Here is a 21,680-nt window from a genome sequence, read left to right on the forward strand (position 1 = left end):
AGGCGTGCACGCTTGCGCCGCCTGTGAAGTTCGTGTATGCTCTACTGCACAGCTACTTTACTAGACTAAAGTACTACAGACAGCGATTGCAGAGGCGATCTTCGAAGGGGGTACGAGCCATGTCTTCAATGAGTCGTCGTCAATTTCTTTCACTTTCCGGCAGTGCGGTAGGCTGCGTGGCGCTTTTTTCGCTCGCAGGCTGTGGCGGCTCCTCGAGCTCCACGGCGGATGCAGGCTCAGGCAGCTCTGTTGCATTCACCGGCCCCTTCGTGCTCGGGTTTGACCAGGAGTTCCCGCCCTATGGCTACATCGGGGACGGCGGACAGATTACTGGCTTCGATATCGACCTGGCTCAGGCGGTCTGTGATAAGGAAGGCTGGGAGTTCCAGCCGACCCCAATCAACTGGGACGCTAAAGACGCAATGCTCAACTCTGGCCAGATCACCTGCATTTGGAACGGTTTTACGATCGAGGGGCGTGAGGATGACTACACCTTCACGGATCCCTACATGGAGAACCGCCAGGTGATTGTCACGAGCGCTGACTCCGATATCAATTCACTCGCGGATCTGGCCGGCAAGAACGTCTGTACTCAGACCGACTCGGCGGCCTACTACCTCCTGACCGAAGGGGGAGACCAGGCGGATCTGGGCGCCAGCTTCGCCAAGCTCGATACGATGGGCGACTACAATACCGCGTTCATGATGTTGCGGCAGGGAACCTACGACGCCCTGGCGGTTGACTACCCGGTCGCGGTCTTCAATATCGGCGGCTCAAAGGGCTTCAAGATCTTAGACGAGCCCCTCAACTCCGAGCACTTTGCGGTGGGCTTCCAGAAGGGCAACGACTCCTTGGCACACACCGTTGAGGCTGACCTGCAGCAGCTCGATTCCGAAGGTAAGGTTGAGGAGATCTGCAACAAGTACGCGGACCAGGGCGTCTCATACACCGCCTGGTGCCTGCCAAAGGTCTCCAATTAGTATGTGTGAACGATAAGGAGAGGGTGTAAGCGTGAGTATATCCACCATGGTTCCGATGCTGGCGCAAGGTTTCCTTGTGACCCTCGAGATCTTTGGGCTGACGCTCTTAGGTTCGATTCCGCTCGGCATTCTGGTCGCAATGGGCAGGCTCTCCAAGTGCAAGCTGCTTTCGGTGGTCCTGGGTATCTACATCTCGCTGATGCGCGGAACGCCGCTGATGCTGCAGATGTTCGCGGTCTTCTTCCTGCCATATTACGGCTTTGGGATTGTGACCGGCCCGAACTACATGTTTGTGGCCTGCATCATCGCCTTTATCGTGAACTATGCCGCTTACTTTGCCGAGATCTATCGCGCCGGTATCCAGTCGATCCCCCGCGGCCAGTATGAGGCCGCTGAGGTCTTGGGTTACCGCCCCTCACAGACCTTCTTCCATATTATCCTGCCCCAGATGTTCAAGAACATCCTGCCGGCGATGGGCAACGAGATTGTGACCCTGGTAAAGGACACCTCACTGGCCTTCTCGATTGGCGTTGCGGAGATGTTCACCGTGGGTCGTGCCCTGGTGGCAAGCCAGCGTACCATGGTCCCTTTTGTGATCGCGGCGATCTTCTACTGGGTTACCTGCCTCTTGATCGAATTTATTCTGCGTCGGATTGAAAACAACTTGGATTACTACCATGACTGAGGATACTACGTGCGCGGTGAGCTTCACCGGGGCCTATAAGTCCTTCGGCTCCAAAGAGGTTTTGCACGGACTGAATTTCCATATCGAGAGAGGTGAGGTCGTCTCGCTGATCGGCCCTTCAGGCGCCGGCAAGTCGACGACCCTGCGCTGCCTCACACTTCTCGAGCGTCTGGACCGCGGGCGCATCGCCTACGGGGATACGGTCGTGTGCGACAACGAGGGTTCAAAAGGTGCAGTCTATGACAGGACGGCTGAGCAGGCGGCGCGTATGCACTTCGGTCTTGTCTTTCAGGGCTACAACCTCTTCCCGCATCGCACGGTCCTTCAGAATGTCTGTGATGCGCCGGTTGTGGTGCAGAAGCGGGATGAGGAAGAGGTGCAAAAACAAGGGAAAGAGCTGCTTGAGCGACTCGATCTGAAAGAGCAGGAGAACATGGTCCCCTGTGAGCTCTCCGACGGCCAGCAGCAGCGTGTGGCGATCGCGCGGGCCCTCTGCATGAACCCCGATGTGATGTATTTCGATGAGGCGACAAGTGCCCTCGATCCGAAACTGACCTGGGATATGCGCGATCTGATCCGCCAGCTGGCGCAGCAGGGGATGGCCGTGGGGATCGTCACGCACGAGATGGACTTTGCCGAGACGGTCAGTGACCGCATCTGTCTTCTGATCGGCGGAGAGATCATCGAAGAGGGTAGCCCGCAATCCATTGTAAAGAGCGCCACAGACCCGCGCACCCAAGCCTTCTTAAGCTTCGCGAATAAGGCATGAGGGGAAAGAAGCACCCCGGTATTGCGCGATTTGGGAAAGCTGCTCTGATCCTGTGGGGCCTCTGCCTGGTTGTTGAATGCCTCATGTCGCTGCGTGACGCACTGCCGGCAGGGATCATCGACCCTGACCTATTCCTCATGGTGGGGCGGCAGACTCTTGTAGCGCTGCTGCCGCGCTACCTGGGGTATCTCGCAGCGATCCTGATCGTGTGGGCCTGCATCGCCTATCTGGCTGTCTCGCGGCCCCGTCGCCGGATCCGCCGGCTTGTGACGGGCTCCAGGAAGCTCACTCCCCAGCAATTCTTTCAGGTACGGCGCCCTCACGGCACCCTTGCCCCGGATTTCCCGGGCATCTATCTGATCTACAATGCTGACCGCCGCAGGTACTATGTGGGGCAGGCCCATCAGGTGCTGAGCCGTGTCAACCAGCACTTTACCGGCAGGGGAAACGGCGATGTCTACGCCGACTATGTGGCGGGGGATACGTTTACAATACAGCTGCTCGCCTTAAGGGGGAGCGGGTATCACAGCCTTGATGACTTTGAGCGCGATGCGATCGAGACGACCCACGCCTATACCGAGGGGTACAACAAAACTGCGGGGAACCGCCCCTGTACTCGCCATTTTATCCGTTAATAGAATAGTGCCACGCTCTGAGTCCGCCCACCGCTACACTGGATAGAACAAACCAAGACAAGAGGTGCATCAGAAAGGAATCTTCATGGCAAGCAACGAAGACGAAATTGACTACATTACCTTAGATTACGAAGATGGCACCTCAGAGGAATGCGAAGTCCTCGGTGTCTTTGAGAGTGGGGATTCCGAGTACGTTGCGCTCTCTCCGGAAGCCCATTCAGACGATGTATATCTCTATGGCTACAATGAGACGCCTGACGGGGATTTCTATGTAACGGAGATCCCGGATGCCGATTATCCGCAGGTATCGACTGATTTTGACAACCTGTGGTTTGCGGAACCTGACGATAACTAGGCAGGTCAGCGGGGCTAGATAACGTTAGATTTGAGGGTCGCATAGAGTTCCGGTGCGGTGTGCACTTCCCAGGTCGCCTTTGGGTGCGAGGTGGGGGCGTGGCGCAGCCGGTGGTTGTACCAGAGCGATTTTAAGCGGGCCCGGGTGGCGCCGATAACGTCGAGGGCAAAGGCATCCCCCACGTAGATGCTCTTTTCGGGATCCGCTCGCACCTGTCTGCAGGCGAGGCTGAAGATCTCAGGCTTCGGTTTGGCGACGCCCACGGCATCGGAGACAAAGATTCGATCTGCGCTGATCCATCTGTCCACCCCTAAGGCCTCTACTTTGGCAATCTGTCCGCGCAGTTTGCCGTTTGAGATGATCCCCAATCCGCGGTTGGTGTGGTGGGAACACCAGTCTAAGGCCCGTGCGATTGAGGGATCGAGGTGCATTGCGTCGGCGGTGTTGCCGGCATAGACTCGCTGCAGCTTGAGCGCGGTCTGATCATCCAGATGGATCCCGTAGTCCGCAAAGGTATCCTGCATCCGGTGGATGTACACCGTGTCGGTCGGGCGATAGCCACGTGCAAAGGCCGCAAAGACCTCTTGGGAGTGCAGGCGGCTCGTTTCAAAGAGCTGGGCCCCCGAGATCCCCTTCAGATCGCCGAGCACGTGTTTCACCGCATAGGCAAAGGGCTCAGACTGATCGTAGAGGGTATCATCGAGGTCAAAGAAGACCGCATCAAAGTGATATGAAGCTTTCGTAGTCACAATCGGGACGCTCCTCGAGCCGAAACGATACAGTTTTTTATCCTTGTATTGAAGTATGCGCAGTACCCGTGAGGATTGTATGCCGCATTGAGGAAACGCCAGCAATATCCTACAATTGTTTCATTCGTGAGAGAGCACTATCTGTGCTGTAATATACTAACTCTGGTTATACTATGGTATTCGATGCTGAATAGGGTCTCTGTAGAACACATATCACAGAGACGCAAGAGAGAGGGATTCCATGAACCTCGGACCAATGGAAGTTATTGTAATTCTTATTGTGGCTCTTCTTATCTTCGGGCCGAAGAACCTCCCGAAACTGGGGAAAGCCCTCGGTAAGACTGTTAAGAACGTCCGCGAAGGCATGAGCGGTGACGACGATAAGAAGAAGGATGAAGAGAAGGCAACTGAGACTGAGGCCCACCTCGAAGAGGCCTCCTCAGAGGAAGCAAGCACAGCTTCTGAGGCAGGGGTTGTCTTTTGTCCAAAATGCGGAGCGAAGAATCCAGCTGACGCCGCGTTTTGCTCCAAGTGCGGCGCGAAGTTGACAAAACCGGAAGCCGCAGAAACTGCGGACACTGAAGAATAACAGTACAGTGAAGGTGTTGAGCTTAAAAGCTGAACACCTTCTTTATGGAAGGGCTTTTAGATTATGACGGATGAGATCGTACTGACTCCGGAAGGCCGGGATAAACTCGTTGAGGAGCTCAACTACCGTGAGGGCCAGAAACACGATGAGATCGTAGAGCACATCAAGATTGCCCGCGGCTTCGGTGACCTCTCAGAGAACTCTGAGTTCGATGACGCAAAGGACGAGGAAGCAAAGAACGCCTCCCGCATCAATGAGATCCGCACCATCCTTGCGACGGCCCGCGTCGTCGAGAATGAGGACGCAATGGAAGTCTCCCTGGGTTCCACTGTGGAGCTCAAGAACGGCAGAGGCAGGAAGACGACCTTCACGATCGTTGGTACGACCGAGACGGATTCGCTCGCACACAAGATCTCCAATGAGTCCCCCGCAGGCAGAGCGGTGATCGGCCATGGGGTGGGGGACACCATCTCTTTCAAGTCCCCGGCGGGTAAGGTGCGCATCTACACGATCACCAAGGTGACGCGCTGACCAACAATCTGTGAGAGAGCCACGCCCCGCGCCTGTGGTGCAAACCATAGGACGGGGCGTTTATTTCTGCTAGGAGAACACGATACATGGCTGAGACAACAAGTACGGGACAGGGAAAGCCATCCCAAAACGACGAGCGCGCACAGCGCAGACAGCGCCGTACCGAGCTGATGCAGGAGGGCATCAACCCGTATCCGATCAAAAGTACCGTCACCGCCCATGCCGCTGACCTCGAGAAGAAGTACGCTGACCTGGCTTGTGGGGAGGACACGACCGATTCCGTGACCGTTGCGGGCCGCATCCGCGCGCTGCGCAAGCAGGGCAAGATCGCCTTCTTGATTCTGGAGGACTGCACGGGCTCGATCCAGCTCTTCTGCCGGATCAACACCATGGCCAAAGAGGACTGGGATCTCCTCTCTATGCTCGATATGGGCGATATCCTGCAGGCGAGCGGCTACGTCGTGCGTACTCGCCGCGGGCAGCTCTCCATCTCGCCGACCAAGCTCATCCTGCTCTCAAAGAGCCTGCGTCCGCTGCCGGAGAAGTTCCATGGCCTGCAGGACAAAGAGGTCCGCTACCGCCAGCGCTACGTTGACCTGATCATGAACCCGGAGATCCGTGAGGTCTTCCGCAAGCGCTCCGCGATCATCTCGCTGATCCGCCGCTATATGGAGGCCGATGGCTACCTCGAGGTGGAGACTCCGATCATGCATGCGATCGTGGGCGGCGCCAATGCGAAGCCGTTCGTCACGCACTTCAATGCCTTGAACCGCGACTTCTATCTGCGTATCGCCACCGAGCTTCCTCTGAAGCGTCTGATCGTCGGCGGTATGGAGCGCGTCTTTGAGATCGGCCGCCAGTTCAGAAACGAGGGCATGGACTTGACGCACAACCCGGAGTTCACCTCGATGGAGGCCTACTGCGCCTACTCCGACCTCGAGGGTATGAAGCGCTTGAGCGAAGGCCTCTTCAAGGCGATCGCCCGTGAGGTCTGTGGCTGCAAGGAAGGCCATGAGGTGATCACCTACCAGGGACAGACTATCGATATGTCCGGTACCTGGAAGAGCATGTCGGTAGCTGAGGTTGACTCGCAGGTTGTCGGCGAGCACGTCGATATGGACACCCCGATTGACCACCTGCGTGAAGTGTGCGAGAGAAATGGCGTTCAGACGGAGAAGAACTGGGGTGTCGGCAAGCTCCTCTTCACGATCTATGATCAGCTGGGCGAGGATACGATCGTCAATCCAACCTTTGTCTGCGACTTCCCGGAAGAGGTGAGCCCGCTCTCCAAGCGCAGAGAGGACGATCCGCGCCTCACCGACCGCTTTGAGTTGCTGATCGCCGGCCGCGAGTATGCCAACGCCTTCTCTGAGCTCAACGACCCCATCGACCAGGCTGGCCGCTTTGCGGAGCAGGTCGCTGCAAAGGACTTCGGCGACGACGAGGCTATGGGCTACGACTACGACTATGTCCGCGCCCTCGAGTACGGTATGCCCCCTGCCGGCGGTGTCGGCTACGGTATCGACCGCATGATCATGCTCTTCTGTGACCAACCCTCTATCAGAGATGTCCTGCTCTTCCCGCAGATGAAGCCGGAGAAGATCGCGAAGGAGGACATCGCCTCACAGCTGCCGGATACCACGGACAACCCTGCAGCCTCCGCCGACGCCCTCTTTGACAATGCAGAGAAAGGAGCCAGTGAGGATATGGCATCAGAAAAGAAAGAAGAGGCAGAGGCAAACCTGAGTGAGCCTGCTGTCGAGGACAACGGGCTCTCTGAGGCTGCCCGGGCGGCGATCGATGCCGATATGTCAGGCAAGCTTGAGGCGGGGATTTCCCGCGATCAGGCGATGAAGCTTCTGAAGAAGTACAACAAGGAGCCCTTCCACGTCGAGCACGGTGAGACTCTTGAGGGATTGATGCGCTATTTCTCAAAGCAGTATGACCCGGACAACGTTGACTTCTGGGGCATCGTGGGCCTGCTCCACGATCTCGATTGGGAGAAGTTCCAGGACGAGAAGAACCACACCGTCAAGACTGCAGAGCTCCTGGCTGAGGTGGGTGCTACGGCGCAGCTCGCGCATGCGATCATGACGCACAACTCTGACAACAACGAGGCGCTTCCGAAGCCGAAGCTGCAGATGGAGAAAGTCCTCTTTGCCTGCGATGAGGTGTCAGGCCTGATCCAAGCGGCCGCAAAGATGCGCCCCTCCGGCTCCGTCACCGACATGCCGCTCAAGTCACTGAAGAAGAAGTTCAAGGACAAGCGCTTCGCCGCGGGCTGCAACCGCGAGGTGATGCGTGAAGGTGCCCAGTACATGGGGCAGGAGATGAACGAGTGCCTCGACGCGGTCCTGACCGCAATGAAGGCGATCGCCCCCGTGGGAGATATCTACGCGAAGTCGAATGGCGAGCAGTAAATCTGGGTATATCTATCACCAGCACAAGGATAGTGGTGAAAAAGCTTCTGGGAGGTCGCAAGACTTTCGGAGGCTTTTTTCGACCCAGGTACCGCTGTGTGAGATGCCATGAAGTGAACAGAAGCGATGCGGTGGGATAAACAGGAACTGCCCGGGGTATAGAGAGAACAATCAACTGATGCCCCACATCTTCTCTCTCATGCAGTAGAAGATGGAGACCAATTTTAAGGGGGACTCAACCCAATGTTTGAAAAGTTTACTGGCAAGGCCCGCAAGGTCATATCCTTAGCCCAGGATGAGGCGCGAAACCTCGACCAGATGTATGTGGGCACGGAGCACCTTTTGCTGGCCCTCATCAAGGAAGGCGACGGTATCGCCGCCGAGGCCTTGAAGAATCTCGATGTGACCTATGACCAGACCCTTGAGGCGATCAAAGAGATCACCCGGGATGGCACCGAGCCAATCCCCGGTGGCCATATCCCGTTCACCCCACGCGCCAAGCGCGTGCTCGAGGGCGCGTATCGGGAGATGATGACGCATAGCGCCTCCTACATCGACACCCAGCATCTGCTTTTGGGCATCGTCGATGAGGGCAACGGTGTCGCTATGGAGGCCCTCTCCCGCATGGGTGTCTCCGGTGACGCGGTGCGCAACGCGGTGGACGAACTGACGCAGGACGAGGTACAGCCCCAGCAGCCGGGGTCGCAGGGTATCCCCAACATGGGTGCCGAGATGTTCAGCGGGATGGGACAGCCTCAGCAGCAACAGCAGGAAGGCTCCATGCTCAAGGAGTATGGCCGCAACCTGACTGAGCTTGCGAGCGAAGGCAAGCTTGATCCGGTGATAGGTCGCGACCGCGAGATCGAGCGCATCATGCAGGTACTTGCCCGCCGTCAGAAGAACAACCCGATGATCCTGGGTGATCCGGGCGTCGGCAAGACCGCAATCGTCGAGGGCTTGGCGCAGCTGATCGTCGCCGGCAACGTGCCGGATATCCTGCGCAACAAACAGATCTGGACGCTTGATGTCGCAGCCCTCGTCGCAGGCTCTAAGTACCGTGGCGAGTTTGAGGACCGCCTCAAGAAGGTTATCAACGAAGTTCGTGACTCCAAGAAGGACATCCTCTTTATCGATGAGATCCACACGATCATCGGCGCCGGCTCCGCTGAGGGCTCAATCGATGCTGCTTCCATCCTGAAGCCGCCTCTGTCCCGGGGCGAGATTCAGGTGATCGGTGCGACGACTGCTGACGAGTACCGCAAGCACATCGAGAAGGACTCCGCGTTTGAGCGCAGGTTCCAGCCGGTGTATGTGGGCGAACCGACCGAGGAGGATACCTTCAAAATCCTCAAGGGCCTGCAGAGCCGCTATGAGAAGCACCACCATGTAAAGTACACCGACGATGCGCTGCGCAGCGCTGTGTCGCTCTCAGTCCGCTACATCCAGGATCGCTTCCTGCCGGATAAGGCCATCGACGTTATCGACGAAGCAGGCGCGCGTACCCGCGTGAGAAAGATGACGACGCCGCCTGACATCGCAAAGGTGGACGAAGAGCTCACCCACGTGAAGCAGGAGAAGGACAAGGCTGCTGCTGCGCAGGAGTACGAGGAGGCCGCGCGCTACCGTGACCAGGAGAAAGAGCTCACTGACAAGCGCAAGAAGCTCGAGGGGACCTGGCACAAGAAGATCAACGAGCACGTGACGACCATCACGCCTACCGCTATCGCAGATGTCGTGTCTTCGATCACCGCTGTCCCGGTGTCCAACCTGACCGAGGCGGAAGCCTCCAAGCTGCTGCGCTGCGAGGAAGCATTGCATCAGCGTGTCATCGGCCAGGACGAGGCGGTCTCCGCGGTGGCCCGCGCCATCAGAAGAAGCCGCTCTCCGCTCAAGGACCCGCACCGTCCGGGTGGTTCCTTCATCTTTCTGGGACCCTCCGGCGTCGGCAAGACCGAGCTTGCGAAGGCACTCGCAGAGTTCCTGTTCGGCTCTGAGGATGCCCTGATCAGCTTTGACATGTCTGAGTTTATGGAGAAGCATGAGGTCTCGAAACTTGTGGGCGCTCCCCCTGGCTATGTGGGCTACGACGAGGGTGGCGAGCTCACCAAGGTAGTGAGACGTCGTCCGTACTCGGTCGTGCTGTTCGATGAGATCGAGAAGGCACACCCTGACATCTTCAATATCCTGCTCCAGATTCTGGATGAAGGACGTCTGACGGATGGGCAGGGCCGTACCGTCGACTTCTCCAACGCTGTCATCATCATGACCTCTAACATCGGCGCGCGCGATATCGCACAGACCACGACGATGGGCTTCACTGGTGGCTCTGACGGGCTCTCCGACAAGGAGATCAACTCCCATGTCATGAGCGAGCTCAAGCGCCTCTTCCGCCCGGAGTTCCTGAATCGTGTCGACGAGATCGTCGTGTTCAAGTCTCTGAACCAGAAGCAGCTGCGCGGCATCGTTGACCTTATGATCAACGGCCTGCGTGATCGCCTCATCGCTAACGGTATGTCCATCGAGCTCACCGATGCAGCGCGTGACTTGGTGGCTGAGCGTGGCACCGACAGGATCTACGGCGCGCGTCCGCTGCGCCGCGCGATCCAGACGATGATCGAGGATCCGCTAGCAGAGGAGCTGCTGCAGGGCAAGTGGAAGGCAGGCGACATTGTCCTGGTCGACGCAAAGGACGAGAAACTGACCTTTACGAAAACGACCGGCAAGATCCCCGAGCCGTCGAAGCACATCCACATGGATGCCCCGAAGGCGCACGACAGCTGGTCACTGCCCGATTCAACCAGAGCGGTATCCGGCGGCAATGACGGAGAACTTCAAACCTCAGAGCAGTGATAGGTACCTGCTTCTAAAGAACCAAAGGCTGACGAAAGGACCGCGATTTGGTGCTTTGCGTCAGCCTTTTTATTACACTAGAGAAGGAACAACTAGTAAACTTTCTGTGTCTTCTAGCAACACTTAAAGGGGTAGATATGGGCGCCACAGAACATGAGATCAAACACAGCGATGCGGCCTCCCAGGTGAAAGAGAAAACAAAAGAGGAACGGATTCACGACGCGGTCGTTGCGACGGCGCCGGGTACTTCCTTGCGCCGCGCACTTGATATGATCATAGCCGGCAACATGGGTGCCCTCATCTGCGTCGGCGACACCGATGCGGTGCTGGCAGCCGGCAATGACGGCTTCCCGCTCAACATCTCCTTCACTGCTAATCGTCTCTTCGAGCTCTCAAAGATGGACGGCGCAATCGTAATCGACAAGGGTATGACCCAGATCTACCGCGCTAACTTTTGCCTCGATCCGGACCCCTCGCTGCCGACCTCCGAGACCGGTATGCGCCACCGCACCGCGGCACGTATGAGTCTTTTGACTAAGGCGATGGTGATCTCGGTGTCCGAGCGCCGCCACGTCGTGAGCGTCTTTGTTGACGGGCACCGCTTCCAGCTGAGAAGCGTGCCGGAGATCATGAGCAGTGTCAATCAGCTCTTGGTGACCCTCCAGAATAGTCGCCAGACGCTTGACAGAAGCCTTCTGCGCCTGACCACTCTGGAGTTGGATAACTACGTGACCTTGGGGGATATCTCCGAGGTCTTCTACCAGTTTGAGGTGCTGATGACCTCGGCCGAGCAGCTCCAGAAGTGCATCGATGAGCTGGGCAGCGAAGGCAAGACCGTCGATATGCAGCGCGACGAGTTCGTGGGCGACATGGACGAAGAGTACGACCTGATGATCCGCGACTATGCGACGGACTCCTCAGAGGAGCATGCCAAGGAGATCCGCGTCAAGTTCCATGCGATGAATAACAAGGATCTCCGCTCCACCAAGCGGATCGCGGAGCTTCTGGGCTACCACGACAAGACTGAGGATTCGATCATGACGCCGTTGGGCTTAAGAACACTCTCGCGGGTGTCAGTGGTCCGTGAGGGCATGGCAGAGAAGATCGTCGATGAGTACGGATCGCTGCAGGAGCTCCTTGACGATATCCAAGATAACCCGTCCCGCCTCGATTCCCTCGGCGTCAAGAACCCCTCTCTTCTGGCGGCCAGCCTGTATCGTATGTGGGGTAAGCACTGATGTATGGTGTTTGCTCCGAGATGTGTACGAAGACTGAGACGCAGCGCGCAACAATCAACTTCAGCCGCACCACCAAAGACTGTGCGGGCGTGATCGTCGCCGCAGGTTCCGGCATCCGGTTCGGTCGAGAGAAGCAGTTTGTCAAGCTCTGTGGGTTACCGCTGGTCTCTTGGTCCATTTTAGCCTTCGATGAGGCGCGCTCGGTCGCACAGATCGTGGCAGTGTGCCCACCGGGTAAGCGCGACAAGATGATCGACGAGGCGATCGCGCCGCTGAGCCTGAACACCCCGATTGCCGTCGTTGAGGGTGGTGCCACCCGCCAGGAGTCAAGCTACCTCGGCATCCAGGCACAGGATAAAACCTTACCATACTGCGCGATCCACGATGGGGCACGCCCACTCGTGACCTCGGCGACGATCGAAAACACGATCGCCTACCTGCGGGTGGATCCCGATCTCGCCGGTACCATTGCCGCACACCGCGCTACTGATACCCTCAAACTTGTTGAAAAGCAGACTGTGCTTTCGACGCCGGACCGCTCGCTGTATTGGGTCGCCCAGACCCCGCAGGTCTTCCGTACCAAGCGGATCCTGGCCTACCATCAGGCGGCGGTAGCTGAGCGCTACGTGGGAACCGATGACGCAAGTCTGGCGGAGCACTACGGCGGCAAGATCCGCTGCGTGGTCTCACCGCGCAACAATATCAAGGTGACAGTGCCAGAGGATCTCTCCCTAGCTGAGGCAGTACTTGACCAGCGGCTGAGTCAGTGGCAGGAGAGAAGCCGGAAGAGCGGAGAATAATATCGTGATAGAGCGCATCGGGCATGGATATGACGTACACCGTTTGGTGGAAGGCAGAAAGCTGATCCTCTGTGGGGTGGACATCCCCTCTGAAAGGGGGCTTTTGGGTCACTCCGATGCGGATGTAGCGACCCATGCGCTGATGGATGCGATTCTCGGAGCTTTGCGCGAAGGGGATATCGGACAGCTCTTTCCCGACACTGATCCTGCCTATGAGGGGGCTGACTCGCTCAAATTGCTGAGCCAAGTGATGGAGAAAGTGCGAAGCCACGGTTTTGAGCTGATCGATTGCGATATCACGATCGCCGCCCAGGCGCCCAAGCTTGCACCCTATCGGGATGAGATGAGAAAACGCCTAGCTGAAGCCATGGACGTTGCTCCTGAGCAGTGCGGCGTCAAGGCTACCACGACTGAGGGATTGGGCTTCGTAGGGCGCGGCGAAGGCATTGCAGCGTGGGCCGTAGCGCTGCTTGGCCGCAGCGCTTGATGTACAGAAAGCCTGAATGTGTCTTGTTCTGAGATACAGCCGTACGTACAATAGCGGGGCAGACAGAGCCGTCGACCTTTGAGGCGAGGGACTGGTGTCGCAGATAAAGGAGAAGCAAAGCATGCTTATCTATAACACCCAAACCAGGAGAAAAGAAGAGTTCAGGCCGATTGAGAAAGGCAAGGTCCGCATGTACGTCTGTGGGCCGACAGTATACGACGAGATCCATATCGGCAATGCCCGTACCTTCCTGTGTTTCGACGTGGTCCGCCGCTACCTCACCTACAGAGGCTACTCGGTGACCTTCGCCCAGAATCTGACCGATGTGGATGACAAGATCATCAATCGGGCCAATGAGCAGGGGAGAGCTGCCAGAGAGGTCTCCGAACAATACGCAGATGCCTTCATCAAACAGATGCACCGCTTCGGGATCCTCGACCCTGATATCCGTCCGCGCGCAACGCGCGAGATCGCCGCGATGCAGGAGATGATCCAAGGGTTGATCGACCAGAAGCACGCCTATGCGGTGCCTTTTGGGGATGTGTACTTCTCAGTGAGAAGCGATCCGCACTACGGCATCCTCTCCGGCCGCAACGTCGACGAGCTGATGAGCGGCGCCCGCATCGAGAAAAACGAGCAGAAGAAGGATCCGCTTGACTTTGCGCTGTGGAAAGCCACAAAGCCGGGTGAACCGAGCTGGCCAAGCCCCTGGGGTGACGGCCGTCCTGGCTGGCACACCGAATGCGTCGCGATGATCCACCGTTATCTGGGTGTCCCGATCGATATCCACGGCGGCGGCCAGGACCTGATCTTCCCGCACCACGAGAACGAGACGGCGCAGTGCATGTGCAACTGGCATACGCCGCTGGCCAATGTGTGGATGCATACCGGCATGCTCACGATCGACGGTGAGAAGATGTCCAAGTCGCTGGGCAACTTCTACACGCTCAAAGAGGTCCTCGACAAGTATCCGGCGGACGCGCTGCGCCTGCTGATGCTGCAGACCCACTACCGCTCACCTCTGGACTTCAGCTTTGAGCGCCTGAGCGGCGCCATCGGAACCCTGGAGCGTCTCAAGAGCTGTGTCAAGAACCTTAAGTGGGCGGCAAAGAATGCCCCTCAGGACGGGGGGCTCAGCGATCATGACCGGGCCTTAACGAAGGCGGTCAAAGAGGCGCAGGCCTCCTTCACCGCTCAGATGGACGATGATTTCAATACCGCAGGCGGCCTTGCCGCGATCTTTGGGCTGGTCACGGCAGGCAATACCTACCTGTCTGAGGCAGGCAGCGACACCTCGACCGCCGCGGCACTGAGAGCTGCGGATGCTCTGGTAGAGCTTTCCTGCGTCCTCGGTATCGACCTCTCCTCGAAGGATCCTGAGGGGTTGCCCTCAGAGCTCATTGACCTCGCAAAGCGCTATACCGACTTCGACGGCGACGATCCCGTTGAAGCGGCGCAGGCGCTCATTGAGACGAGACAGAATGCCCGTAAGGCCAAACAGTGGGATACCGCAGACGCAATCCGCGACGGAATCGCAGGCTTAGGCCTTGTTATCGAAGACACGCAAGCCGGCGCTCGCCTGCGCAAGAAAGCATAGCCACCATCTATGAGCGCGTATCAGTCTCAGATGTGCTGATACGCGCTCATGCGGTGTACTGCGGTGCAGCAGGTATGGGTCGGATCTGAGAGAGCATGGACATGGACAAGAGCAAACGCGAGCTGCTGCTCGTGGACGGGTACAATGTAATGGGTGCAACCCCGCGCTATGAGGGGCTGATCGATGAGCACACCGACCCGAAGAGCTTTGACACTGACCCCTTTGTCCGCGCACGCGAAGCCCTGATCAGCGATGTGGCGACCTATGCTCAGGGCCGCTTTGATGCGGTGGTAGTCTTTGACGGAGCCAGCAACGCTGACCCTGACCGCAATGCGACCCACGAGGCAGGACTCACCGTCGTATTCTCCCGAACAGGGGAAAGTGCGGATTCCGTGATCGAGCGCCTTGCGACTCAAGCCCGGCAAGAGGGGAGGATGGTGAGCGTCGCCACCTCGGACAATACGATCCGTGCGACGATCGGCGCTGGCCCTGGAGATGTGACTGCAATCTCCTCAAAAATCTTTGTCCGCGAACTCGAGCGCATCGACACGGAGGTCGCGGTTGAGGAGCAGGACCGTTCCCACCACAAGGCGACGATTGAGGACAGAATCTCACCGGACATGCGCAAAAAACTCTGGCATATTTTACGTAGTTAGAGGTATCATTACCAGGTATATGCCAGCATGGCTCAATGGCAGAGCAACGGTTTTGTAAACCGTGGGTTGTGGGTTCGACTCCCTCTGCTGGCTCCAGAAGCTGCTGAAAGGACCGGGTGACCGCCCGGTCCTCTTTGATGGCGGGAGACCGTATAGGGGCCTGCGTTGGGCGGTTTTACTACTCTGAATACCCTGGCTGCAGATGTGTGGGAATCGTGTGTGGGTGACGCCCGGGTGGGTGTCATGTGTTGACAGTGCCATTCTAAGGACGTACTATCTTTTCCGCTGCTGGGGATTAGCCCTACAGCATTTGCTTGATTACATATGGGGATGTGGCACAGCGGCAACTGCGGCGGACTGTAAATCCGCTCCCTCTGGGTTCCATGGTTCGAGTCCATGCATCCCCACCATTGCCTGTGTAGCTCAGTCGGTAGAGCACTTCGTTGGTAACGAAGAGGTCACCGGTTCAAATCCGGTCGCAGGCTCCATACTCAAGCACCTATGGCGGTGTAGCTCAGTTGGTTAGAGCACGCGGCTCATACCCGCGATGTCATCGGTTCGAGTCCAATCACCGCTACCAGATCTACCACGGTGCCTCGGTGCCGTTTAGGATAGTGTATAGTTAGGAGAAACCAACCAAAGGGTTGATTTTTGAAGGAGGATGGCAAATGGCCAAGCAAAAATTTGAGCGCACTAAGCCACATGTAAACATTGGTACCATCGGCCACGTTGACCATGGTAAGACCACCCTGACGGCAGCTATCACCAAGGTCCTATCTGAAACTCCGGGTTGCAAAGCGACCTATGAGCCGTTTGAGGACATTGATAAGGCTCCTGAAGAGCGTCAGCGCGGTATCACGATTACTGTCTCTCACGTTGAGTATGAGACCCAGAAGCGTCACTATGCACACGTTGACTGCCCGGGCCATGCTGACTACATCAAGAACATGATTTCCGGCGCAGCACAGATGGATGGCGCAATCCTGGTCATTGCTGCTACCGATGGCCCTATGGCACAGACTCGTGAGCACATCCTGCTCGCCCGCCAGGTCGGCGTTAAGTATATCGTCGTATTCCTGAACAAGTGCGATATGGTCGACGACGAAGAGCTCATCGACCTCGTTGAGGAAGAGACCCGTGACCTGCTCTCTGAGTACGGTTACCCCGGAGACAAGATTCCTATCATCCGTGGCTCCGCGCTCGGCGCACTCCAGGGTGATCCGAAGTGGGTTGACTCCGTCAAGAAGCTGATGGAGGCTGTCGATACCTACATCCCGACCCCGAAGCGTGATAACGAGAAGCCGTTCCTGATGGCTATCGAGGACGTTATGACCATTTCCGGCCGTGGTACCGTTGCAACCGGCCGTGTTGAGCGCGGTACGCTGAAGATGAACGACCCGGTTGAAATCGTCGGTATCCGTCCGACCCAGAAGTCAACCGCAACCGGTATCGAGATGTTCCGTAAGACCCTGGACTTCTGCGAGGCGGGCGACAATGTCGGTATTCTGCTTCGTGGTATCCGTCGTGAGGACATCGAGCGTGGCCAGGTCATCTGCGCGCCGGGCTCCATCACCCCGCACCAGAAGTTCGAGGGCGAGGTCTACGTTCTGACCAAGGAGGAGGGTGGCCGTCACACACCGTTCTTCTCCAACTATCGTCCGCAGTTCTACTTCAGAACGACCGATATCACTGGCACCATCACCCTGCCTGAGGGCGTCGAGATGGCAATGCCGGGCGACCATGTGACGATCAGCGTTGAGCTGATCCACCACATCGCAATGGAGCAGGGCGACCGCTTCGCAGTCCGTGAAGGTGGCCACACCGTTGCTGATGGCCGTGTCTCCAAGATTATTGAGTAGCTTTAATCTGTGATTCACAAAGACCTGGTGCTATGCTTGCATCGGGTCTTTCTCTATCTTGGGTATGTGTGCTTGTATCTGCACGTTTTGTGCAATACTATAAATAGTTGGGAAGATAGTTGACAGCATTACCAACTCGATGGTAGCGTACACTCTTGCGTCATGGTCGAGGTTGTCCCGACGATGACCTTAGATCAGGAGGATACGATACATGCGTACTTTAGTTACCCTTGCATGCACCGAATGCAAGCGTCACAACTACACCACGACGAAGAACAAGACTAACAATCCGGAGCGTCTCCAGATGAAGAAGTATTGCCCGTGGTGCAAGAAGCACACGCTGCACAAGGAGACCCGCTAAGCGGGATAAGCATACAGGCCAGTAGCTCCAATGGTAGAGCGGCGGTCTCCAAAACCGTTTGTTGAGGGTTCGAGTCCTTCCTGGCCTGCCAGAAATTTCACCGGCTTTCCCGTATGGGTTAGCCGGTTTCTATGTACAAGCCTTACTTGAGGAGTGGGGAATGGCTAATAAGGAGCGTAATAAGCGGTCTGCTCGCAAAGCGCGCGCTGCGGAACGTGCTCAACGTGAAGCGGCCCGTAAGGCCGCAAATGGTTCCTTTGCGGCTACCCAGGATGCTGAGAAGCAGAAGAAGGCTCCGAAGTATGTGAAGAAGGCTCCCGATAGTAAGAACACGAAGACGACCACCGTCGCGGTCAAACCAAAGAAGAAGGGACGTATCCGCAGCTATTGGAACGATGTGAGGACCGAGATGCACCGCGTCGTGTGGCCCTCCAAGAAAGAGCTCAGAAATTATACGGGCGCGGTTATCGTCCTGCTCATTATCTTTGGTGTCTGCACCTGGCTTGTTGATACCGGTGTCGTTGCATTACTCGTCGGATTTACAGGACTGAGGGGCTAGATCATGGTTGCTAAGCATTGGTACGTGGTGCACACGTACTCAGGCTATGAGAACAAGGTTAAGACGGATCTCGAGCACCGCATTGAGACCTTCGGGATGCAGGACAGGATCGTCGACATCCAGATCCCGACCGAAGAGGTTACCGAGGTGAAGGAAGGCGGCAAGCGCGAAACCAAGGAACAGAAAGTCTTCCCGGGCTACGTGCTGGTCCGTATGGAGATGGATGACAACACCTGGACTGTTGTCCGCAACACCCCAGGTGTCACCGGCTTTGTCGGTCTTGACGGCTCTAAGCCCGCTCCGCTGCGCCGCAGTGAGTACAACAAGATGATGCACAAGGACGACGCTTCGAAGAAGGGGCCAGCACCCAAACGAGTTGCCTCGTCCTTTGAGAAGGGCCAGACGATCAAGGTCGTCTCCGGTCCGTTGGCTGATTTTGATGGTACGATATCAGAGGTCGACACGGAGGCCAATAAGGTTCGCGTGATGCTGACGATCTTCGGTCGCGAGACCCCGGTCGAGCTGACCCTCGACCAGATCCGCAGCATCGACTAAGGCTTCTTAAGCACGGCGCTGTTCGGTGAGGAAGCTTCTCTGCGTCAATGCTTACAATATAGGGCGTATAGATTATTGGGAGTTTATCATGCCTAAGAAGGTTATCAATTTTATTAAGCTGCAGATTCCAGCCGGCAAGGCAACCCCCGCTCCTCCAGTAGGACCGGCACTGAGCGCCGCACAGGTCAACATCATGCAGTTCTGCACTGCATTCAACAACCAGACCAAGGACAAGGCCGGTGACATTATCCCGGTTGAGATCTCCGTCTACGAGGACCACAGCTTCGACTTCGTCACCAAGACCCCGCCTGCAGCTGAGCTGATCAAGAAGGCCCTCAAGATCACGAGCGGCTCCGGCGTTCCTCAGCGTGATAAGGTCGGTGAGCTCTCTCAGGAGCAGCTTGAAGAGATCGCAAAGATCAAGATGCCGGACCTGAACGCAAACGACATTGACGCCGCCAAGAAGGTCGTCGCTGGCACGGCGCGCTCCATGGGCGTCACAGTCGCCGAGAACTAAGGTTGTAAGGGACTGAGGGACAACAGTTAAGGCTGCTGTCTGAAGTGAGCGAGCAATCGCTCATCCAATGTGGGAGGGCACAGATCGGTGCCCGTTGACCACAGAAGGTAGAAAGAACAATGGCAAAGCATGGTAAGACTTACCGCGAGAACTCCAAGAGGGTAGAGAACAAACTCTATCAGCCGAGCGAGGCAGTTACCCTCGTAAAGCAGCTCGCTAGTGCTAAATTCGACGAGACTATCGATGTCGCAATCCGCTTGGGCGTCGATACCAGAAAAGCGGATCAGAACATCCGTGGCTCCGTCTCACTGCCGAACGGCACCGGTAAGAATGTCCGCGTCGCCGTCTTCGCTGAGGGCGAGAAGGCCCGTGAGGCTGAAGAGGCAGGCGCCGATATCGTGGGCTCCGACGACCTCGTCAAGCAGGTCCAGGGCGGCGAGCTTAACTTTGACGCTGCGATCGCAACCCCGAACATGATGAGCAAGGTTGGCCGTCTGGGCCGTATCCTCGGACCCCGTGGCTTGATGCCAAACCCGCGTCTGGGCACCGTAACTATGGATGTCGCAAAGATGGTCAAAGAGCTCAAGGCTGGCCGGGTGGAGTATCGTGCAGACCGCTACGGTATCTGCCACGTACCTCTGGGGAAGGCTTCCTTCGACGAGCAGAAGTTGCTTGAGAACTACGCAGCGCTGATCGCTGAGATCGTCCGTATCAAGCCGGCAACCGCCAAGGGTAAGTACATCAAGTCCGTCACGCTCTCGAGCACGATGGGCCCGGGCGTCAAAGTCGATCCGACCGCAACCCGCAACCTGCTTCCGCAGGCGTAGCTGGTACACACCATATGAGTGATGCTGTGGGGGAGGGCTTGGAGCCTTCTCCCATTTTTGTGTGTATATGCTGTACGTGAGGCCACACTTAAGCGCTTTGAGCTTGACTTTTGTGTCCCATGTTGTATAAATATCTATTGTTGTAAACAAAAGCACGTCTACTGCCAGAGACAGCCGGTACCGAGAAGGTTTAAAAGGGATAGATGCCCTGCCTGCCGAGGTGGTCTTAGGTATTTGATTGAGACCCCGTCTGGTATGGACCAGGCGGGATTTTCTATGTGACCTGCCGCTCTTGTAGTTCGTGCCGAGAGGTATGCAGGGAGGTGTCATACATGCCAAACAAGAACAATGTCGAAATGCTCAGCAAGGTCAAGGAGTCCCTGGATTCTTCCGATGGACTTTTTGTCGTCGATTATCGTGGCCTGAGCGTGAAGGAGAGCCAGGAGCTCCGCCGCAATCTTCGTGATACTGACGCATCCATGAAGGTGTACAAGAACAACATCGTGAGGATCGCCCTCAAAGAGGCCGATATGCCCGATTTGGATCTGAGTGGAACCTGCGCTTATGTCTTCTTCCAGAAAGATCCTGTTGAGTCCGCAAAGGTCATCAAGGAGTGCGCTCAGAAAACGAAGAAGCTTTCCTTCGTCGGTGGCATCGCGTACGGTAAAGCACTCTCACCGGAGGATGCTAAGGCTTATGCAGATCTGCCGGGCCACGATGAGCTTATCGCTCAATTCACGCACGTGCTCGCAAGTCCGCTGCGTGGGATCGCTTCTGTCTGCGCGGGTCCGGCCCGCGGCCTCGCAACTGCACTGGATGCTGTTGCCAAGCAGAAGGAGAAGGACGCAGCATAACCTACGTGCTGCTGCCTGAAATCAGTAACGAATCAATTGGTGCACTCGTATAAGAGTGCCTAGACAAGAAGAGGAAAAACAATGGCTGTCACAAAAGATGAGATCATTGAGGCAATTAAAGAGATGCCGGCACTTGAGCTCTCTGAGCTCGTTCACGACCTTGAGGACACCTTTGGTGTCTCTGCTGCTGCTCCTGTAGCGGTCGCTGCTGCTCCTGCTGCAGCTGCTGCTCCTGAGGAGGAGAAGACCGAGTTTGACGTAGTTCTCGAGAGCTACGGCGACAGTAAGATCCCGGTCATCAAGGTTGTCCGTAAGCTTACCAACCTTGGTCTGAAGGACGCTAAGGACCTCGTTGAGGCTGCTCCTAAGGCAATCCTTGAGGGTGCCAAGAAGGAGGACGCTGAGGCCGCCAAGAAGGAGCTCGAGGACGCAGGTGCTTCTGTAACCCTGAAATAAGCTTGCGTTTCCAAACACAGAGCGTTGAACAAGAGGGAGATCAGGCTTCGTGCCTGGTCTCCTTTTTGCACGGCAGATTGTCAAGCTGAGTGCACCATCTCCCTGAAGGCCTCGTCTGCTACCCTGCTAAAGTCCGTCCCCTTCGAGAAGAACGCGCGCAGCAGCCCCGTCAGTGTTCTTAGCCGTCGGTTTCTGCCAGGGGTGGTGCAGCTTGCAGAAGTAGAGCTGCACGCCTGCAAGAGCCTTTGTGACCTTAGCCATGCCTTGTGAACCCCTTATCGCAATTCGCAGTGATGGTCTCGAGCGTAGCGGCCTGGGCCTGCCTGCAGAATAGTCGAGAGGCTCAACGAC

The 21,680-nt window shown here is 56.9% G+C and carries 24 protein-coding genes, 5 tRNA genes and 1 other annotated feature; of the genes, 27 read left to right on the top strand and 2 right to left on the bottom strand.

The genetic code is table 11. The annotated features are described in order from the left end of the window. The first annotated feature begins 119 nt into the window (after positions 1 to 119). The 5 genes from J4859_RS01130 (at position 120) to J4859_RS01150 (ending at position 3,424) form a co-directional block, all read left to right on the top strand. A complete protein-coding gene (locus J4859_RS01130; RefSeq protein ID WP_249113710.1) occupies positions 120 to 980 on the top strand; it encodes a transporter substrate-binding domain-containing protein in 861 nt (286 codons plus the stop codon). Between the two features lie 31 nt (positions 981 to 1,011). Next, positions 1,012 to 1,665 carry an amino acid ABC transporter permease gene (locus tag J4859_RS01135; protein ID WP_249113711.1) on the top strand — a complete coding sequence of 218 codons (654 nt, stop codon included), beginning with the start codon at positions 1,012 to 1,014 and terminating at the stop codon, positions 1,663 to 1,665. Continuing rightward, positions 1,658 to 2,434, top strand: coding sequence for an amino acid ABC transporter ATP-binding protein (locus J4859_RS01140; protein WP_212331992.1), 777 nt, complete (start codon positions 1,658 to 1,660; stop codon positions 2,432 to 2,434). The genes J4859_RS01135 and J4859_RS01140 overlap by 8 nt, the downstream gene beginning before the upstream one ends. Next, complete coding sequence (locus tag J4859_RS01145; RefSeq protein WP_212331994.1) at positions 2,431 to 3,069, top strand: GIY-YIG nuclease family protein; 639 nt, start codon at positions 2,431 to 2,433, stop codon at positions 3,067 to 3,069. Before J4859_RS01140 ends, J4859_RS01145 begins: the two co-directional genes overlap by 4 nt. An 85-nt stretch (positions 3,070 to 3,154) precedes the next feature. Beyond that, a complete protein-coding gene (locus tag J4859_RS01150; RefSeq protein WP_212331996.1) occupies positions 3,155 to 3,424 on the top strand; it encodes a DUF1292 domain-containing protein in 270 nt (89 codons plus the stop codon). A 14-nt stretch (positions 3,425 to 3,438) separates the two neighbouring features. Here the strand turns inward: J4859_RS01150 and J4859_RS01155 are convergent, their stop codons facing one another. Then, positions 3,439 to 4,173: an HAD family hydrolase gene (locus J4859_RS01155; protein WP_212331999.1), complete on the bottom strand. Its 735-nt coding sequence runs from the start codon at positions 4,171 to 4,173 to the stop codon at positions 3,439 to 3,441. A 241-nt stretch (positions 4,174 to 4,414) separates the two neighbouring features. On the opposite strand from J4859_RS01155, the gene tatA reads away from it, so the two are divergent. The 22 genes from tatA to rplL all read left to right on the top strand — a co-directional run bounded on the left by tatA (position 4,415) and on the right by rplL (position 21,329). Next, positions 4,415 to 4,762 carry a twin-arginine translocase TatA/TatE family subunit gene (gene tatA, locus J4859_RS01160; protein WP_212332000.1) on the top strand — a complete coding sequence of 116 codons (348 nt, stop codon included), beginning with the start codon at positions 4,415 to 4,417 and terminating at the stop codon, positions 4,760 to 4,762. Positions 4,763 to 4,825: 63 nt separating this feature from the next. Continuing rightward, positions 4,826 to 5,293: a transcription elongation factor GreA gene (greA, locus tag J4859_RS01165; RefSeq protein WP_371812123.1), complete on the top strand. Its 468-nt coding sequence runs from the start codon at positions 4,826 to 4,828 to the stop codon at positions 5,291 to 5,293. An 86-nt stretch (positions 5,294 to 5,379) separates the two neighbouring features. Further along, entirely contained in the window at positions 5,380 to 7,713 is a 2,334-nt protein-coding gene (lysS, locus tag J4859_RS01170; protein ID WP_212332002.1) for a lysine--tRNA ligase, read from the top strand. 243 nt (positions 7,714 to 7,956) lie between these two features. Further along, on the top strand, positions 7,957 to 10,563 hold the full coding sequence (locus tag J4859_RS01175) for an ATP-dependent Clp protease ATP-binding subunit (protein ID WP_212332004.1): 2,607 nt from the start codon (positions 7,957 to 7,959) through the stop codon (positions 10,561 to 10,563). 137 nt (positions 10,564 to 10,700) lie between these two features. Next, positions 10,701 to 11,801 carry a DNA integrity scanning diadenylate cyclase DisA gene (disA, locus tag J4859_RS01180; protein WP_212332016.1) on the top strand — a complete coding sequence of 367 codons (1,101 nt, stop codon included), beginning with the start codon at positions 10,701 to 10,703 and terminating at the stop codon, positions 11,799 to 11,801. A 20-nt stretch (positions 11,802 to 11,821) separates the two neighbouring features. Further along, a complete protein-coding gene (gene ispD, locus J4859_RS01185; protein WP_212332019.1) occupies positions 11,822 to 12,601 on the top strand; it encodes a 2-C-methyl-D-erythritol 4-phosphate cytidylyltransferase in 780 nt (259 codons plus the stop codon). A gap of 7 nt (positions 12,602 to 12,608) precedes the next feature. Next, the gene (gene ispF, locus J4859_RS01190) at positions 12,609 to 13,088 is read left to right on the top strand and encodes a 2-C-methyl-D-erythritol 2,4-cyclodiphosphate synthase (protein ID WP_212335055.1); all 480 of its coding nucleotides are present in this window, start codon (positions 12,609 to 12,611) and stop codon (positions 13,086 to 13,088) included. 121 nt (positions 13,089 to 13,209) lie between these two features. Further along, positions 13,210 to 14,685: a cysteine--tRNA ligase gene (gene cysS / locus J4859_RS01195; RefSeq protein WP_212332022.1), complete on the top strand. Its 1,476-nt coding sequence runs from the start codon at positions 13,210 to 13,212 to the stop codon at positions 14,683 to 14,685. Positions 14,686 to 14,786: 101 nt separating this feature from the next. Beyond that, positions 14,787 to 15,341: an NYN domain-containing protein gene (locus J4859_RS01200; RefSeq protein WP_371812124.1), complete on the top strand. Its 555-nt coding sequence runs from the start codon at positions 14,787 to 14,789 to the stop codon at positions 15,339 to 15,341. 21 nt (positions 15,342 to 15,362) lie between these two features. Further along, positions 15,363 to 15,437, top strand: a tRNA-Thr gene (locus J4859_RS01205). A gap of 230 nt (positions 15,438 to 15,667) precedes the next feature. Further along, positions 15,668 to 15,751 (top strand) — tRNA-Tyr (locus tag J4859_RS01210). Between the two features lie 2 nt (positions 15,752 to 15,753). Next, a tRNA-Thr gene (locus J4859_RS01215) sits at positions 15,754 to 15,829 on the top strand. 15 nt (positions 15,830 to 15,844) lie between these two features. Further along, positions 15,845 to 15,921, top strand: a tRNA-Met gene (locus J4859_RS01220). Between the two features lie 88 nt (positions 15,922 to 16,009). Continuing rightward, positions 16,010 to 17,200: an elongation factor Tu gene (tuf, locus tag J4859_RS01225; RefSeq protein ID WP_212332026.1), complete on the top strand. Its 1,191-nt coding sequence runs from the start codon at positions 16,010 to 16,012 to the stop codon at positions 17,198 to 17,200. Positions 17,201 to 17,411: 211 nt separating this feature from the next. Beyond that, complete coding sequence (gene rpmG / locus J4859_RS01230) at positions 17,412 to 17,561, top strand: 50S ribosomal protein L33 (RefSeq protein WP_212332028.1); 150 nt, start codon at positions 17,412 to 17,414, stop codon at positions 17,559 to 17,561. A gap of 15 nt (positions 17,562 to 17,576) precedes the next feature. Next, positions 17,577 to 17,652 (top strand) — tRNA-Trp (locus tag J4859_RS01235). Positions 17,653 to 17,721: 69 nt separating this feature from the next. Then, positions 17,722 to 18,120: a preprotein translocase subunit SecE gene (gene secE, locus J4859_RS01240; RefSeq protein ID WP_212332031.1), complete on the top strand. Its 399-nt coding sequence runs from the start codon at positions 17,722 to 17,724 to the stop codon at positions 18,118 to 18,120. 3 nt (positions 18,121 to 18,123) lie between these two features. Further along, positions 18,124 to 18,675 carry a transcription termination/antitermination protein NusG gene (nusG, locus tag J4859_RS01245; protein ID WP_212332034.1) on the top strand — a complete coding sequence of 184 codons (552 nt, stop codon included), beginning with the start codon at positions 18,124 to 18,126 and terminating at the stop codon, positions 18,673 to 18,675. 88 nt (positions 18,676 to 18,763) lie between these two features. Continuing rightward, positions 18,764 to 19,192 carry a 50S ribosomal protein L11 gene (rplK, locus tag J4859_RS01250; RefSeq protein WP_212332036.1) on the top strand — a complete coding sequence of 143 codons (429 nt, stop codon included), beginning with the start codon at positions 18,764 to 18,766 and terminating at the stop codon, positions 19,190 to 19,192. 119 nt (positions 19,193 to 19,311) lie between these two features. Continuing rightward, entirely contained in the window at positions 19,312 to 20,019 is a 708-nt protein-coding gene (gene rplA / locus J4859_RS01255) for a 50S ribosomal protein L1 (RefSeq protein WP_212332037.1), read from the top strand. Positions 20,020 to 20,165: 146 nt separating this feature from the next. Next, positions 20,166 to 20,303, top strand: a sequence feature (ribosomal protein L10 leader region). Between the two features lie 48 nt (positions 20,304 to 20,351). Further along, positions 20,352 to 20,873, top strand: a complete 522-nt coding sequence (gene rplJ / locus J4859_RS01260) for a 50S ribosomal protein L10 (RefSeq protein WP_212332039.1) — start codon at positions 20,352 to 20,354, stop codon at positions 20,871 to 20,873. Between the two features lie 81 nt (positions 20,874 to 20,954). After that, on the top strand, positions 20,955 to 21,329 hold the full coding sequence (gene rplL / locus J4859_RS01265; protein ID WP_212332042.1) for a 50S ribosomal protein L7/L12: 375 nt from the start codon (positions 20,955 to 20,957) through the stop codon (positions 21,327 to 21,329). Between the two features lie 126 nt (positions 21,330 to 21,455). On the opposite strand, the gene J4859_RS16620 is transcribed toward rplL, so the two are convergent. Further along, positions 21,456 to 21,590 (bottom strand): hypothetical protein, encoded by a 135-nt coding sequence (locus J4859_RS16620; RefSeq protein ID WP_256436790.1) that lies wholly within the window; start codon positions 21,588 to 21,590, stop codon positions 21,456 to 21,458. Positions 21,591 to 21,680: the final 90 nt, after the last annotated feature.

The organism is Atopobium sp. oral taxon 416 (genome assembly GCF_018128285.1).
Classification (GTDB): domain Bacteria; phylum Actinomycetota; class Coriobacteriia; order Coriobacteriales; family Atopobiaceae; genus Olsenella_L.